At 69.1% G+C, this 13,739-nt stretch carries 15 protein-coding genes; 13 read left to right on the forward strand and 2 right to left on the reverse strand.

Annotated features, from left to right (window positions below):
• Nucleotide 1 precedes the first annotated feature (1 nt).
• The 5 genes from thrC to ASD65_RS17830 all read left to right on the forward strand — a co-directional run bounded on the left by thrC (nucleotide 2) and on the right by ASD65_RS17830 (nucleotide 5,854).
• Nucleotides 2-1,135 carry a threonine synthase gene (gene thrC / locus ASD65_RS17810; RefSeq protein WP_056225869.1) on the forward strand — a complete coding sequence of 378 codons (1,134 nt, stop codon included), beginning with the start codon at nucleotides 2-4 and terminating at the stop codon, nucleotides 1,133-1,135.
• Nucleotides 1,132-2,079 carry a homoserine kinase gene (gene thrB, locus ASD65_RS17815; RefSeq protein ID WP_056225872.1) on the forward strand — a complete coding sequence of 316 codons (948 nt, stop codon included), beginning with the start codon at nucleotides 1,132-1,134 and terminating at the stop codon, nucleotides 2,077-2,079. Before thrC ends, thrB begins: the two co-directional genes overlap by 4 nt.
• 177 nt (nucleotides 2,080-2,256) lie before the next feature.
• Nucleotides 2,257-4,314 (forward strand): transcription termination factor Rho, encoded by a 2,058-nt coding sequence (rho, locus tag ASD65_RS17820; protein ID WP_056225875.1) that lies wholly within the window; start codon nucleotides 2,257-2,259, stop codon nucleotides 4,312-4,314.
• A 21-nt stretch (nucleotides 4,315-4,335) separates the two neighbouring features.
• Entirely contained in the window at nucleotides 4,336-5,415 is a 1,080-nt protein-coding gene (gene prfA, locus ASD65_RS17825; protein WP_056225878.1) for a peptide chain release factor 1, read from the forward strand.
• 40 nt (nucleotides 5,416-5,455) lie between these two features.
• Nucleotides 5,456-5,854: a phage holin family protein gene (locus ASD65_RS17830; protein ID WP_056225882.1), complete on the forward strand. Its 399-nt coding sequence runs from the start codon at nucleotides 5,456-5,458 to the stop codon at nucleotides 5,852-5,854.
• A gap of 269 nt (nucleotides 5,855-6,123) precedes the next feature.
• Here ASD65_RS17830 and epsC read toward each other — a convergent pair whose 3' ends face one another.
• Both epsC and cysK read right to left on the reverse strand, forming a co-directional pair.
• Nucleotides 6,124-6,693 (reverse strand): serine O-acetyltransferase EpsC, encoded by a 570-nt coding sequence (gene epsC / locus ASD65_RS17835; RefSeq protein WP_056225885.1) that lies wholly within the window; start codon nucleotides 6,691-6,693, stop codon nucleotides 6,124-6,126.
• A gap of 1 nt (nucleotide 6,694) precedes the next feature.
• Nucleotides 6,695-7,633: a cysteine synthase A gene (gene cysK, locus ASD65_RS17840; RefSeq protein WP_056225887.1), complete on the reverse strand. Its 939-nt coding sequence runs from the start codon at nucleotides 7,631-7,633 to the stop codon at nucleotides 6,695-6,697.
• A 154-nt stretch (nucleotides 7,634-7,787) separates the two neighbouring features.
• On the opposite strand from cysK, the gene prmC reads away from it, so the two are divergent.
• The 8 genes from prmC (at nucleotide 7,788) to ASD65_RS17880 (ending at nucleotide 13,715) form a co-directional block, all read left to right on the forward strand.
• A complete protein-coding gene (gene prmC, locus ASD65_RS17845; protein WP_056225890.1) occupies nucleotides 7,788-8,681 on the forward strand; it encodes a peptide chain release factor N(5)-glutamine methyltransferase in 894 nt (297 codons plus the stop codon).
• A gap of 52 nt (nucleotides 8,682-8,733) precedes the next feature.
• Nucleotides 8,734-9,453, forward strand: coding sequence for an L-threonylcarbamoyladenylate synthase (locus ASD65_RS17850; protein ID WP_056225893.1), 720 nt, complete (start codon nucleotides 8,734-8,736; stop codon nucleotides 9,451-9,453).
• Nucleotides 9,450-10,610 (forward strand): MraY family glycosyltransferase, encoded by a 1,161-nt coding sequence (locus tag ASD65_RS17855; RefSeq protein WP_056225896.1) that lies wholly within the window; start codon nucleotides 9,450-9,452, stop codon nucleotides 10,608-10,610. The genes ASD65_RS17850 and ASD65_RS17855 overlap by 4 nt, the downstream gene beginning before the upstream one ends.
• The gene (locus ASD65_RS17860; RefSeq protein WP_056225899.1) at nucleotides 10,607-11,104 is read left to right on the forward strand and encodes a hypothetical protein; all 498 of its coding nucleotides are present in this window, start codon (nucleotides 10,607-10,609) and stop codon (nucleotides 11,102-11,104) included. Before ASD65_RS17855 ends, ASD65_RS17860 begins: the two co-directional genes overlap by 4 nt.
• Nucleotides 11,105-11,360: 256 nt before the next feature.
• Nucleotides 11,361-12,053 carry a F0F1 ATP synthase subunit A gene (atpB, locus tag ASD65_RS17865; protein WP_235566828.1) on the forward strand — a complete coding sequence of 231 codons (693 nt, stop codon included), beginning with the start codon at nucleotides 11,361-11,363 and terminating at the stop codon, nucleotides 12,051-12,053.
• A gap of 43 nt (nucleotides 12,054-12,096) precedes the next feature.
• Nucleotides 12,097-12,333 (forward strand): ATP synthase F0 subunit C, encoded by a 237-nt coding sequence (gene atpE / locus ASD65_RS17870; protein WP_056225902.1) that lies wholly within the window; start codon nucleotides 12,097-12,099, stop codon nucleotides 12,331-12,333.
• Between the two features lie 27 nt (nucleotides 12,334-12,360).
• Nucleotides 12,361-12,924 carry a F0F1 ATP synthase subunit B gene (locus ASD65_RS17875; RefSeq protein ID WP_056225905.1) on the forward strand — a complete coding sequence of 188 codons (564 nt, stop codon included), beginning with the start codon at nucleotides 12,361-12,363 and terminating at the stop codon, nucleotides 12,922-12,924.
• Nucleotides 12,924-13,715, forward strand: coding sequence for a F0F1 ATP synthase subunit delta (locus ASD65_RS17880; RefSeq protein ID WP_056225908.1), 792 nt, complete (start codon nucleotides 12,924-12,926; stop codon nucleotides 13,713-13,715). Before ASD65_RS17875 ends, ASD65_RS17880 begins: the two co-directional genes overlap by 1 nt.
• The last annotated feature ends 24 nt before the right edge of the window (nucleotides 13,716-13,739 follow it).

Here is a 13,739-nt window from a genome sequence, read left to right on the forward strand (position 1 = left end):
CATGGCGCACCTCTGGCGCGGAGTCATGCGCGAGTACGCCGATCGCCTGGGTGTCACGGATGCCTCGACGGTCGTCACCCTCGGCGAGGGCGGCACACCGCTGCTGCCCGCCCCCTCCCTCTCGCGCCGCACCGGCGCCGACGTCTGGGTCAAGTTCGAGGGCATGAACCCGACGGGTTCGTTCAAGGACCGCGGCATGACGGTGGCGCTGTCCCGCGCCGTCGAGCACGGCGCCCAGGCCGTCATCTGCGCCTCCACCGGCAACACATCGGCGTCGGCCGCGGCCTACGCCGCCCACGCCGGGATCACCGCCGCCGTGCTCGTGCCCGAGGGCAAGATCGCGATGGGCAAGCTGAGCCAGGCCGTGGCCCACAACGGCAGGCTCATCCAGGTGCGCGGCAACTTCGACGACTGCCTCGAGATCGCCCGCGAACTGGCCGACCACTACCCGGTGCACCTCGTCAACTCGGTGAACCCCGATCGCATCGAGGGGCAGAAGACCGCCGCCTACGAGGTCGTCACGGTGCTGGGGGATGCCCCGGACTTCCACTTCGTGCCCGTCGGCAATGCCGGGAACTACACCGCCTACTCGCGCGGCTACCGCGAAGAGGTCGCGCGCGGCGTCTCCACCCGCGTGCCCCGCATGTTCGGCCTGCAGGCCGAGGGATCCGCACCCCTCGTGCGCGGTGAAGTCGTCAAGAACCCCGAGACGGTGGCCACGGCCATCCGCATCGGCAACCCCGCCTCGTGGGAGCTCGCCCTCGAGGCGCGCGACGCCACGCAGGGCTGGTTCGGTGCGATCGACGACGCCCGTATCCTCGCGGCGCAGAAGCTGCTGGCCGCCGAGGTCGGCATCTTCGTGGAGCCCGCATCCGCCATCAGCGTCGCCGGACTGCTCGACCGTGCCGAGGCCGGGATCATCCCTGCCGGGTCCCGCGTCGTGCTCACGGTCACCGGCCACGGCCTGAAGGACCCGCAGTGGGCCCTGCGCAACGCCGACGGCACCCAGGTGGAGCCGACCGTGGTGGATGCCGCGACCTCCGAAGTGGCATCCGTGCTCGGGCTCCTGTCTTCTGGGGCCACGCCCCAGACCCCCGGTTCGCTGGCGCACCCCTCTTCCGGAGCCACCGCGTGAGCGACGGTTCCGCACGCGAGGAGGGGCGCACCGTCGCGGTGCGCGTGCCCGCCACCAGCGCCAATCTGGGTCCCGGGTTCGACACCCTGGGTCTCGCTCTGAGCGTCTACGACGAGCTGCTCGTCACCGCCCTTCCGGCCGGACAGGTCGAGGTCGAGGTCTCCGGCGAGGGTGCGGCCGACGTCCCGCGCGATGCCTCGAATCTCGTCGTGCGCTCGATCGCGTACGCCTTCGAGGCGGCGGGGCGCCCGATGCCCGGCATCCGTCTGCGTGCCCGCAACGTGATCCCGCACGGCCGCGGCCTGGGATCCTCCGGCGCCGCTGTCGTCTCGGGTCTGCTCGCGGCCAAGGGGCTGCTCGAGGGCGACGTCGAACTCGGCCCCGACACCCTGCTGCGTCTCGCCACCGAGCTCGAGGGTCACCCCGATAACGTGGCGCCGGCGCTGTTCGGCGGCCTGACGATCGCGTGGATGGACCAGAACGGTCCGCAGCACAAGAAGCTGCTCGTGCACCGCGGCGTCTCGCCGCTCGTGTTCGTGCCCGACTTCACGATGTCCACGAGCGTCGCGCGCAGCCTGCAGCCGCTGCAGGTGCCCCGTGAGGATGCCGTCTTCAACGTCTCGCGCTCCGCGCTGCTGATCGCCGCGATGATGCAGAGCCCCGAACTCCTCCTCGCCGCGACTGAGGACAAGCTGCACCAGAACTACCGTGCGCAGGCCATGCCCGACACGGATCGCCTCGTGCGGACGCTGCGGGATGCCGGGTTCGCGGCGGTCGTCTCGGGCGCCGGCCCGAGCGTGCTGGTGCTCGCCGACGGGCCGGGTCAGCGCCTCGCGGCGGCCGAGGTCGCGGCGCGATCGACAGACTCCCCGTGGGAAGCCCATATGCTGGCCGTCGACTTCAAGGGTGGTACAGTGAAGGGGTACACGGAGGGTTCCACGTAGCACGTGAATCTGGCCTCCGTCGCAATTCTGCGAAAGCACCGCACATCCTCCACCCACTGATGTTCTCGGAGCGACCATTCGGTCCCCGACCTCGTCGAAGGGCGCGCGGGCAGGCACTCGTCGTACACGAGGCCACGTGCGGTCGTGCATATCCACTCTTTTCACAAGGGAGAACTCGTGGAGTCCATCTCCGAGATCCAGTCCGCTGACACTCAGTCCGAAGAGCGCGCAGACGCGCCCGAGGTCGTCGAGACCGTCAGCACCGGCGACGCCGTCGCCGAGTCCACCCCCGAAGCTGCCGCTGAGGCGCCGACCGCAGAAGCGGCACCCGCCGCCGAGGCTGTCGTCGAGGCTCCGGCCGAGGCTGTCGTTGAGGCGCCCGCCGAGCCGGTCGCCCCGGTGAAGGCGCCGCGCAAGCGCGCGCCGCGTCGGGCCAAGAGCACCGACGTGCCCGCCGCCGAGGCCGCTCCGGCCGAGCCTGTCGTCGAGGACGTCGCGCCCGTCGAGGACGTCGCGCCCGTCGAGGACGTCGCGCCCGTCGAGGACGTCGCGCCCGTCGAGGACGTCGCGCCCGCCGAGGACGCCGCGCCCGCCGAGGACGCCGCGCCCGCTGAGGCAGCTGCCGCGGAAGAAACCCTCGAAGAGGCACCCGCTGCCGACGAGACCCCCGCCGCTGCAGAAGCAGCGTCTGCCGCTCCGGCAGAGGACGCGCCCGCCGAGGACGTCCCCGCCGCGACCGATGAGGCCGCTCCGGCCGAGTCCGAGACCCCCGCCGACGGTGGCGAGACCACCGCCGAGGGCGAGGCATCCGAGTCGACCTCCAGCCGCAGCCGCAGCCGGAGCCGCAACCGCAGCCGCAGCCGCAACGGCAAGGCCGATGCCCCCGCGCAGAACGCACCGGCCGGCCAGGGCAACCAGAACACCCAGGCCCAGCCCGCGCAGCAGTCGTCCGACTCGGACGACGAGGGCGCCACCACCTCGGGCCGCAACACCCGCAACCAGCGCAACACCAAGCGCCGCGGTCAGAGCACCGACGAGTTCGAGACCGAGATCACCGAGGACGACGTCCTCATCCCGATCGCGGGCATCCTCGACGTGCTCGACAACTACGCCTTCGTCCGCACCAGCGGCTACCTGCCCGGCACCAGCGACGTCTACGTCTCGCTCGGTCAGGTCAAGAAGTACAACCTCCGCAAGGGCGACGCCGTCGTCGGTGCGATCAAGCAGCCGCGCGAGAACGAGCAGTCCGGTCGCCAGAAGTACAACGCGCTGGTCAAGGTCGACGCCATCAACGGCCTGTCCGTCGAGGACGCCGCGACCCGCGTCGAGTTCGGCAAGCTGACGCCGCTCTACCCGCAGGAGCGCCTCCGCCTGGAGACCGCCCCGGAGAAGCTCACGCAGCGCATCATCGACCTCGTGGCGCCGATCGGCAAGGGCCAGCGCGGCCTCATCGTCGCGCCCCCGAAGGCCGGCAAGACGATCGTGCTGCAGCAGATCGCCAACGCGATCGCGACGAACAACCCCGAGGTCCACCTCATGGTCGTCCTCGTCGACGAGCGTCCCGAAGAGGTCACCGACATGCAGCGCACGGTGAAGGGTGAGGTCATCGCCTCGACCTTCGACCGTCCCGCCGAAGACCACACCACGGTCGCCGAGCTCGCCATCGAGCGTGCCAAGCGCCTCGTGGAGCTCGGCCGCGACGTCGTCGTGCTGCTCGACTCGATCACGCGCCTCGGCCGTGCCTACAACATCTCGGCGCCGACTTCCGGTCGCGTGCTGACCGGTGGTGTCGACGCATCCGCTCTGTACCCGCCCAAGCGGTTCTTCGGTGCCGCGCGCAACATCGAGAACGGCGGATCGCTCACGATCCTCGCCACCGCGCTCGTGGAGACCGGGTCCAAGATGGACGACGTCATCTTCGAGGAGTTCAAGGGCACCGGCAACAGCGAGCTGCGCCTGAGCCGTCAGCTGGCGGACAAGCGCATCTTCCCGGCCGTCGACATCAACGCGTCGAGCACCCGCCGCGAAGAGATGCTGCTCTCGGCCGACGAGGTCAAGATCACGTGGAAGCTGCGTCGCGCCCTCGCCGGGCTCGACCCGCAGCAGGCGCTCGAGGTCGTCCTCGGCAAGCTCAAGGAGACCTCGTCCAACGTCGAGTTCCTCGTTCAGATGCAGAAGTCGATTCCCGCGCCCACCGGTGGCAGCAGCCACAGCCACGAGAACAACATCCGCTGACGTCAGGGAGGGGAGCACGACGTGTTCGACTCCGTGAAGGCTCTGATCGAGGAGCACAAGGCAGTCCAGGAAGAACTCAGCGATCCCGCTGTGCACGCGGATGCCGCGCGCGCCAAGCGGGTCAACCGCCGGTATGCGGAGCTGAGCAAGATCGTGGCCGCCAACGACGCGTGGCACGCGGCATCCGAGGATCTTGAAGCAGCGCGCGAACTCGCTCGCGAGGACGACGCGTTCGCCGAAGAGATTCCCGGGCTCGAAGAGCGCGTCGCGGCCGCGCAGGAGAAGCTGCGCCGACTGCTGATCCCGCGCGATCCCGACGACGCCCGTGACGTGATCATGGAGATCAAGGGTGGCGAGGGCGGCGCGGAGAGCGCCCTGTTCGCCGCCGATCTCCTGCGGATGTACCTGCAGTACGCCGCGTCCAAGGGATGGAAGACGGAGCTCCTGGAGCGCACCGAGTCCGACCTGGGCGGCTACAAGGATGTCCAGGTCGCGATCAAGGGATCCTCGACCGACCCGTCGCAAGGCGTGTGGGCCCACCTCAAGTACGAGGGCGGCGTGCACCGCGTGCAGCGCGTGCCGGCGACCGAGTCGCAGGGCCGCATCCACACCTCCACGACCGGCGTGCTGGTCTTCCCCGAGGTCGACGAGCCCGACGAGGTCGAGCTCAACCCGAACGACCTCAAGATCGACGTGTTCCGCTCGTCCGGTCCCGGCGGGCAGTCGGTCAACACGACCGACTCCGCCGTGCGCATCACCCACGTGCCGACCGGCATCGTGGTGTCGATGCAGAACGAGAAGTCGCAGCTGCAGAACCGCGAAGCGGGCATGCGCGTGCTGCGCGCACGCCTCCTCGCCAAGCAGCAGGAGGCGCGCGACGCGATCGCCTCGGACGCGCGCAAGTCGCAGATCCGCGGCATGGACCGCTCGGAGCGCATCCGCACGTACAACTTCCCGGAGAACCGCATCGCGGATCACCGCACGGGCTACAAGTCGTACAACCTCGATCAGGTGATGGACGGCGCCCTGGAGCCGATCATCGAGTCCTGCATCGCGGCCGACGAGGAAGAGCGTCTCTCCGCCCTCGGCAACGACGCGTAACGACGCGGGCCGCGTGCTCGCGGGCCGCTAGGCTCAGGGCGTGATCACGTTCCTCATCCGTGCGGCCATCTTCGTGGTGTCCGCCGCCCTCGGGCTCATCGTCGCCGATCTGATCCTGCCCGGCTTCTACCTGCACTGGAACGACTGGTGGGGCTTCGTGCTCGCCGTGCTCATCTTCGCGGTGCTGCAGAGCATCCTGGCGCCGTGGATCTTCAAGATCGCCCGGCGGCACGCCTCCGCGCTCGTGGGCGGCATCGGCCTGGTGTCGACGTTCGTGGCCCTGCTGATCGCGGTCATCGTTCCGGCGGCCGGCATCGGCATCGACGGCCCGGTCGCGTGGATCGTCGGCACGCTCATCGTCTGGCTGGTCACCGCGCTGGCGACCTGGCTGCTCCCGCCGCTGTTCATCAAGCGGCGCGTCGACGAGCGTCGGGCGTAGCGGATGCCCCGCCCGACGATGGGGCCGGGCGCCGTCATCCAGAACAGGAGTTCTGGCGCACACAGGACGAATACCGCGCACAACGTCCTGTAGTCGCCAGATAGCCGGATCTGGGCGAATCAGAGATGCCGGACCCCGCCCGACGATGGGGCCGGGCGCCGTCATCCAGAACAGGAGTTCTGGCGCACACAGGACGAATACGGCTCAAATGCCCTGTAGTCGCCAGATAGCCGGATCTGGGCGAATCAGCGATGCGCGCGGCCCGGACGTTAGATCTGGTAGTCGGGGGCCGTCAGGAGCGCGCGCGTGTCCAGCCCCTGGCGGTGGCTGCGCGGCTTAGCCGGCACACCGACGAGCACGCTGTCGGCCGGGGCATCCCGTGTCACGACGGCGTTGGCTCCGATGACGGAGTCGGCGCCGATCGTGATCGGGCCGAGCACCTTGGCGCCCGCGCCGACGGCGACCCGGTCGCCGAGGGTCGGATGCCGCTTCCCGCCCTCACGCTGACGACCGCCGAGGGTGACCCCGTGATAGAGCATGACGTCGTCGCCGACCTCGACCGTCTCGCCGATCACGACGCCCATGCCGTGGTCGATGAAGAACCGCCGGCCGATCACGGCGCCGGGGTGGATCTCGATGCCGGTGAGCCAGCGGGTCAGCTGCGAGCCGGTGCGGGCGAGGAACCGGGCCCGGTGCGTCCACAGCCAGTGGTTGGCCCGGTGCGCCCACACGGCGTGCAGGCCCGGGTACAGCAGCGCGAGCTCGAACGACGAGCGTGCCGCCGGGTCGCGCAGCTTCGCGGCCTCGATGTCTTCCCGGAACCTTCCCCACGCGGACATGTCAGTCCTCGCGCAGATCCTCGAAGAGTGCGGTGCTGAGGTATCGCTCGCCCGTGTCGGGGATGATCACGACGATGGTCTTGCCGGCGTTCTCCGGCCGGCGTCCGACCTCGAGCGCGGCCCACACGGCGGCGCCGCTGGACATGCCGACGAGCAGGCCCTCCTTGGCGGCGAGGTCGCGCGCTACCTGCAGCGAGGGCTCGAATTCGACGTCGATGACCTCGTCGATGACGCCGCGATCGAGGATCTCGGGGATGAAGTTCGGTCCGATGCCCTGGATCTTGTGGGGACCGGGGTGACCCTCGGTGAGGATGGGGGAGTCCTTGGGCTCGACGGCGATGATCTGCACGCCGGGGACCTTCTCCTTGAGCACCTGGCCGACGCCGGTGATGGTGCCGCCCGTGCCGATGCCGGCGACGAAGATGTCGACCTTGCCGTCGGTGTCGCGCAGGATCTCCTCCGCCGTGGTCTTGCGGTGGATCGCGGGGTTCGCCTCGTTCTCGAACTGACGCACCCAGATGGCACCGGGCGTGTCGGCGACGAGCTGCTTCGCGACGTTGACGGCCTCAGTCATGCCCTTGGTCGGGTCGGTGAGTACGAGCTCCGCGCCGAACGCCTTCAGGAGCACACGACGCTCCTTCGACATCGATGCGGGCATCGTCAGGATCACCTTGTAGCCGCGGGCGGCGCCGACCATCGCGAGCGCGATGCCGGTGTTGCCGCTGGTCGACTCGACGATGGTGCCGCCGGGCTTGAGCTCACCGGAGGCCTCCGCGGCGTCGACGAGGGCGATGCCCAGTCGGTCCTTCACGCTGGAGGCGGGGTTGTAGTACTCGAGCTTGGCCAGCACCGTGGCGCCGATGCCCTCGGTGACGCGGTTGAGTCTGACGAGGGGCGTGTTGCCGAATGCGGTGGTGATGTCGGAGTGGAATCCGGACATTGCAGGCCTTTCGAAGAACGGTCGGGGACGCGGAATTCAGCCTACGGCGCGCCGGTCTCCGGCGGGCGGTTTGTGACGATCCACTGGGCGGCGGCGTAACGAATCCCCTGCCCGCGGGCGGCCGCAGGTTCCCCGTTTAGGCTGGGGGACGCTCATGCCTTCCTCAGACGACACCTCCTCCGCTCCTGCCCGCCCGCTGTCCGCCGTCCTGCGCGATGCATCCGCGCGCCTGGAGCGCTCCGGCATCCTCGATCCGCAGGTCGATGTCGAACTGCTCGCCGCGCACGTCCTCGAGGTGTCGCGCGGAGCAGTGCAGGCCGCGTCGATCCGTGGCGATGACATGACGGATGCCGCGGCCACCGCATTCGAGGAGCTCATCGACCGCCGGGCCTCGCGCGAGCCGCTCCAGCACCTGACCGGTCTCGCGCCGTTCCGCCACCTCGAGCTGCGGGTCGGCCCGGGCGTCTTCGTGCCCCGGCCCGAGACCGAGGTCGTCGCACAGCTCGCGATCGACGCACTCGCGGCCGCGGCATCCCCGGCCCCCGTCGCGGTGGACCTCGGCACCGGAAGCGGCGCGATCGCGCTCGCCCTGGCCACGGAGGTGCCGCACGCGCGGGTGTTCGCCGCGGAGAACTCCGTCGACGCCTTCGTGTGGACCAAGGAGAACTTCCGGCTCTTCGGCGGCGACAACGCACGCCTGGCCTTCATCGACCTCGAGCACGCCTTCCCCGAGCTGGACGGCACGGTCTCGGTCGTGGTGTCCAACCCGCCGTACGTGCCGGATGACGCGATCCCGCGCGATCCCGAGGTGCGCTTCTTCGACCCGCCCGCGGCGCTGTACGGTGGCGCGGACGGGCTCGACGTCGTCCGCATCGTGAGTCGGGTGGGGCTCCGCCTCGCGCACGCCGGAGGGCTGATCGTGATCGAGCACGGCGAGTGGCAGGGTGCCGCGATCCGGGAGATCCTCGCCGCCGACGGCTGGCGCGCCACCGCGACGCACTCCGACCTGACGATGCGCGACCGCGCCACCACCGCGCTGCATCCCTGATCCGGGCCGCCTCGCGAGGACACGCAGGCTCTCGACGTAGACTGGGGCCGCTATGGCTCCTCTATACGACTGCCGGGATGAGGCGCAGCTGCTCCCCGGAATGCGCCACGCCCGACAGGCGATCGGCAGAGGTGACCTCGTCGTCCTCCCGACCGACACGGTGTACGGCGTGGCCGCCGACGCATTCAACGCGCGCGCCGTGCAGGCCCTGCTGGACGCCAAGGGTCGCGGCCGCCAGTCGCCGCCACCCGTACTGGTGGCCGGCATCACCACGCTCCGGGCGCTCGCGGCCGAGGTGCCGGAGCCCGTGGAACGGCTCGTCGAGGCCTTCTGGCCCGGCGGACTCACGATCATCCTGCCCGCGCAGCCGTCGCTGTCGTGGGATCTGGGGGAGACGAACGGCACCGTCGCCGTGCGCATGCCCGACAACCGTCTCGCGCTGGAGCTCCTGGAGGAGACCGGTCCGCTCGCCGTCTCCAGCGCGAACCTGACCGGCGTGGCCGCGGCCGTGACCGCAGCGGACGCCCAGAGCATGCTCGGCGACAGCGTCGCGGTGTATCTGGACGGCGGTCCGTCGCGCACGGGCATCGCCTCCACCATCATCGACGCGACCGCGCTCGTGGGCGGCGGCGAAGACGCCCGCATCCGCGTCCTGCGCGAGGGCGCCGTGAGCCGGGAGGCGCTGGTCGAGATCCTCGGCGACATGCTCGAGCCCGACCCCCGCATCATCCAGCCCGCGCCGGATGTCGGGTCCGAGGGCCCCGCCGCGTGAAGCAGTACGTCTTCACGATCATCTTCACCGGCGCGATGACCCTGGGTCTCGCGTGGGCCGTCTGGCGGCTGAGTCTCAAGTACAAGCTGTATCCCGGCATCCGCGAACGCGACGTGCACACCACCCCGACGCCGCGACTCGGGGGAGTGGCGATGTTCCTCGGCGTAGCCGCCGCGTTCCTGGTGTCACGGGAGAACGCGTACTTCTCGATCTTCTGGGAGAACCCGGCACGGGTGTACGCGATCCTCGGCGCCACCCTGCTGATCGTGCTGGTCGGCGTCGCCGACGACCTGTGGGACCTGGACTGGACGATCAAGCTGGGGGCGCAGTTCCTCGCCGCCGGGATCATCGCCGGCTGGGGCGAACTGCAGATCCTCTCCCTCCCGATCGGCGGCCTGACGATCGGCTCCGGCTGGGTCAGCTTCACCCTGACGGTGTTCTCGATCGTGGTCGTGATGAATGCGGTCAACTTCATCGACGGCCTGGACGGGCTCGTCGCGGGCGTCTGCCTGATCGCGAACGTGATCTTCTTCGCCTATTCCTACCTGCTGGTGCGCGACACCGGCGCCAGCACGTACTTCAACCTCGCGTCCTTCATCGCGGCGGTGCTCATCGGTGCGTGCATCGGCTTCCTGCCCTTGAACTGGAGTCCGGCCAAGCTGTTCATGGGCGACTCCGGCGCACTCATGCTCGGGCTGCTGATGGCGTGCTCGGCGATCGCGATCACCGGCCAGTTCGACCCGGCCATGCTCGGCGACCCGAACGAGTTCGGTCGCTCCCAGCTGCTCGGTGCGTTCATCCCGATCCTGCTGCCGGTCGTGGTGGTGCTGCTGCCGCTGCTGGACTTCGGCCTGGCCATCGTCCGCCGCATGCGCGCGGGCAAGTCGCCGTTCTCGCCCGACCGCAAGCACCTGCACCACCGCATGCTCGACATGGGGCACTCCGACCGCGATGCCGTCCTGATCTTCTACGCGTGGACCGCGATCGCAGGCCTCGCCGTGCTGCTGATGTACCTCGGCCCCCTGCAGAACTGGCCGGGACAGTACTGGTTCGGCGTGCTCTTCGGCGTGGTCGGCATCGCCGCCTGCCTCGTCGTCACCCTTCTTCCCGCTCGGCGCCCCGCGCACCGACCCACACCCGAGGAGGCGGCTCGATGAGCTCCAGCCCCGTATCCAGCACCCCGGTCCTGCGGGCCACCCTTCTGTGGTCGGCGGTGGTCACGGGCGTGCTCGCCGTGATCGGCGCCGTGATCGGCTACATGGTGGCCGGCACGGACGGCCTGTGGAGCGCCCTGATGGGCGTCGTGATGGCCGCCGTCTTCCTCGCGATCACGGGCGCCAGCATCCTGATCGCGAACCGCTGGTACGGCGACGATCTGTACGTCCCGCTGTTCTTCGGCATCGTCCTGGGCGGGTGGATCCTCAAGTTCGTCCTGTTCATCGTCGCGCTGCTCCTGCTGCGCGGTCAGCCGTGGATCAACACGACCGTGTTCTTCATCGCGGTGGTCGTCAGCATCCTCGCGGCTCTGGTCATCGACGTCATCGTTCTGCTCCGGATGCGGATCCCGCACGTCAGCGATGTGACCCTTCCCACCGAGTTTGTCGACGAAAATGCGCACAAAGACGCGGATTCGACCGATAAGACCCCCTGAGCGGATTATTCGGGCCCGCGAGTTTGGTAGGGTGGACAAGCGCCCGCCCCTCACTCGTGAGTTGTGCGCGGAGTGACTCTCACCGACCATCGTCGCCCCGGTTCACGCCGGTGCCCCGAAGCTGGAGCCAGCGCTGTTTACTCAAGCCGCGACACTGATCGCCACCGCAGCCGAATCGGACGATAGCGGTTTCCACGCGCCGTCGATCTGGGAATTCTTCCCTGACGCCATCCTCTTCGAGGGCACCTGGTTCGAGATGACCCGGATCAATCTGATCCAGGTCATCGCCACCGTCGCCCTCGTCCTGATGCTCTGGATCGGCACGCGCCGCATGCGCGTCGTCCCGGGGCGCTTCCAGAGCCTCGTCGAGATGGGCCTGGACTTCGTCCGCGTCAACATCGCGTACGACCTGCTCGGCAAGAAGGACGGTGAGCGCTTCCTGCCGATCCTGACGACCATGTTCTTCATGATCCTGTTCATGAACCTGACGGGAGTCATCCCGTTCCTGAACATCGCGGGAACGGCCATCATCGCCGTGCCGCTGCTGCTCGCGCTGGTGTCCTACGTCACCTTCATCTACGCCGGCATCAAGAAGAGTCCGAAGAACTTCTTCAAGAACTCGCTCTTCCCCTCCGGTGTGCCGTGGCCGATCTACATCATCGTCACGCCGATCGAGCTGATCTCGACCTTCATCATCCGTCCGGTCACGCTGACCCTGCGACTCCTGATGAACATGATGGTCGGCCACCTGCTGCTGGTGCTCTTCTTCGCCGCGACGCAGTTCTTCTTCTTCACCGCCGGCGGCTGGTACACCCTCCTGGGTGCGGGCAGCCTCGCGTTCGGCTTCGCCTTCACACTCTTCGAAATCCTGGTGGCCGTCCTCCAGGCTTACGTCTTCGCTCTCCTCACCGCGGTCTACATCCAGCTCGCGGTCGCGGAAGAGCACTGATCCCGGGTCGGCCCAGCCACCCGACAACGAAAGGAAACAACCCGTGGAAGCTACTACGGTTCTCGCTGCAGTCCATGGATCGATTGCAACGGTCGGCTACGGCCTCGCCGCCATCGGCCCGGCCATCGGCGTGGGCATCGTCGTCGGTAAGACGATCGAGGGTGTCGCCCGTCAGCCCGAGCTCGCAGGTCGCCTGCAGGTTCTCATGTGGATCGGTATCGCCTTCACCGAGGCGCTCGCCTTCATCGGCATCGCAACCGCGTTCATCTTCGGCTTCTAAGACCCGCCCACGACGTAAGGAGACAGGGTGCTGAACGCTCTTGTCACAATCGCCGCAGAAGAAGGCGAGGCTGCTCCGAACCCGCTGCTGCCTGCGGCCTATGACATCGTCTGGTCGGCAGTGTGCTTCGTTGTCATCCTCCTGATCGTCTGGAAGGTGGCGCTTCCGCGCATGAAGACGCTCCTGGATGCGCGGTCCGCCGCCATCGAGGGCAACATCGCCAAAGCCGACGAGGCACAGCGCAAGGCCGAGGCCGCGCTCGAGGAGTACACCTCGCAGCTCGCCGAGGCGCGCAAGGAAGCCGGTGAGATCCGTGAGGCCGCCCGCGAGGACGGCAAGAAGATCGTCGCCGAGGCGAAGGACTCCGCCACCACGGAGGCTGCACGCCTGACCGCGACTGCGCACACGCAGATCGAGGCCGAGCGTCAGTCCGCCCTCGTGTCGCTGCGCAGCGAGGTGGGCACCCTTGCCCTCGACCTCGCCGGCGGAGTCATCGGCGAGACGCTGTCCGACGACAAGAAGGCTCAGGCCGTCGTCGACCGCTTCCTGGCCGAGCTCGAAGAGTCCGAGACCGCGAAGGCGTCCAAGTAATGGGAAGCGCGACCACTCAGGCCCGCGAGGCGACGACGGCGGCACTGGCCGCCGCGTCGGCCATCGATCTGGACGTCGCCCGCGAGCTGTTCGCCGTGGCCAGCGCCATCGACGGCTCGTTGCAGCTGAGCGGCGCGCTTGCCGACTCCTCGGCGTCGACCGCCGCACGTGCGAAGGTCGTCGCCGACGTGTTCGGCGCGGCCGTCTCGCCGGCGACGCTGGCACTGGTGACCACGACGGTCGAGCAGCGGTGGTCTTCGGCCTCCGACCTGATCGACGGCATCGAGGAGCTTGCTGTGCGCGCTGCCGCGGTGGCGGCGCCCCAGTCCGACATCGAAGAGGAGCTCTTCCGCTTCTCGCGCACCGTCGCCGAGAACCCCGAGCTCGAGCTCGCTCTCGGCAGCCGGCTGGGGGATGCCTCGGCGAAGGGCACCCTCGTGCAGTCGCTGCTCTCCTCCCGGGTGAGCCCGGCGACGACGCTGATCGCGTCCTCGCTGCTGCAGCACTCGCGGGAGCGACGCGCACGCGTGCTGCTCGCCACGGCGATGAAGCTCGTCGCAGACGAGCGCGGCCGCACGGTCGCGACCGTCGTCTCGGCGGTGCCGCTGGGCACTGCACAGGTGGAACGACTGGCCGCGGCGCTCTCGAGCAAGTACGGCACGGCGATCTCGTTGAACACCGTCATCGACCCGACCGTGGTCGGCGGACTGCGCGTGCAGATCGCCGACGACGTGATCGACGCGAGCGTCTCCTCACGCCTCGCCGACCTGCGCCAGCGACTGGCGGGCTAACAGACTTCCCGCCCCGAGCGGGCG

This window comes from Microbacterium sp. Root61 (genome assembly GCF_001427525.1).
Lineage (GTDB): Bacteria > Actinomycetota > Actinomycetes > Actinomycetales > Microbacteriaceae > Microbacterium.

Bases quoted from the DNA above. Each gene is read 5' to 3' on its own strand.
- thrC (WP_056225869.1), top strand. From the start codon at position 2: ATGGCGCACCTCTGGCGCGGAGTCATGCGCGAGTACGCCGATCGCCTG.
- epsC (WP_056225885.1), bottom strand. From the start codon at position 6,693: ATGTCCGCGTGGGGAAGGTTCCGGGAAGACATCGAGGCCGCGAAGCTG.
- cysK (WP_056225887.1), bottom strand. From the start codon at position 7,633: ATGTCCGGATTCCACTCCGACATCACCACCGCATTCGGCAACACGCCC.
- prmC (WP_056225890.1), top strand. From the start codon at position 7,788: ATGCCTTCCTCAGACGACACCTCCTCCGCTCCTGCCCGCCCGCTGTCC.
- ASD65_RS17850 (WP_056225893.1), top strand. From the start codon at position 8,734: ATGGCTCCTCTATACGACTGCCGGGATGAGGCGCAGCTGCTCCCCGGA.
- ASD65_RS17860 (WP_056225899.1), top strand. From the start codon at position 10,607: ATGAGCTCCAGCCCCGTATCCAGCACCCCGGTCCTGCGGGCCACCCTT.
- atpB (WP_235566828.1), top strand. From the start codon at position 11,361: ATGACCCGGATCAATCTGATCCAGGTCATCGCCACCGTCGCCCTCGTC.
- ASD65_RS17880 (WP_056225908.1), top strand. From the start codon at position 12,924: ATGGGAAGCGCGACCACTCAGGCCCGCGAGGCGACGACGGCGGCACTG.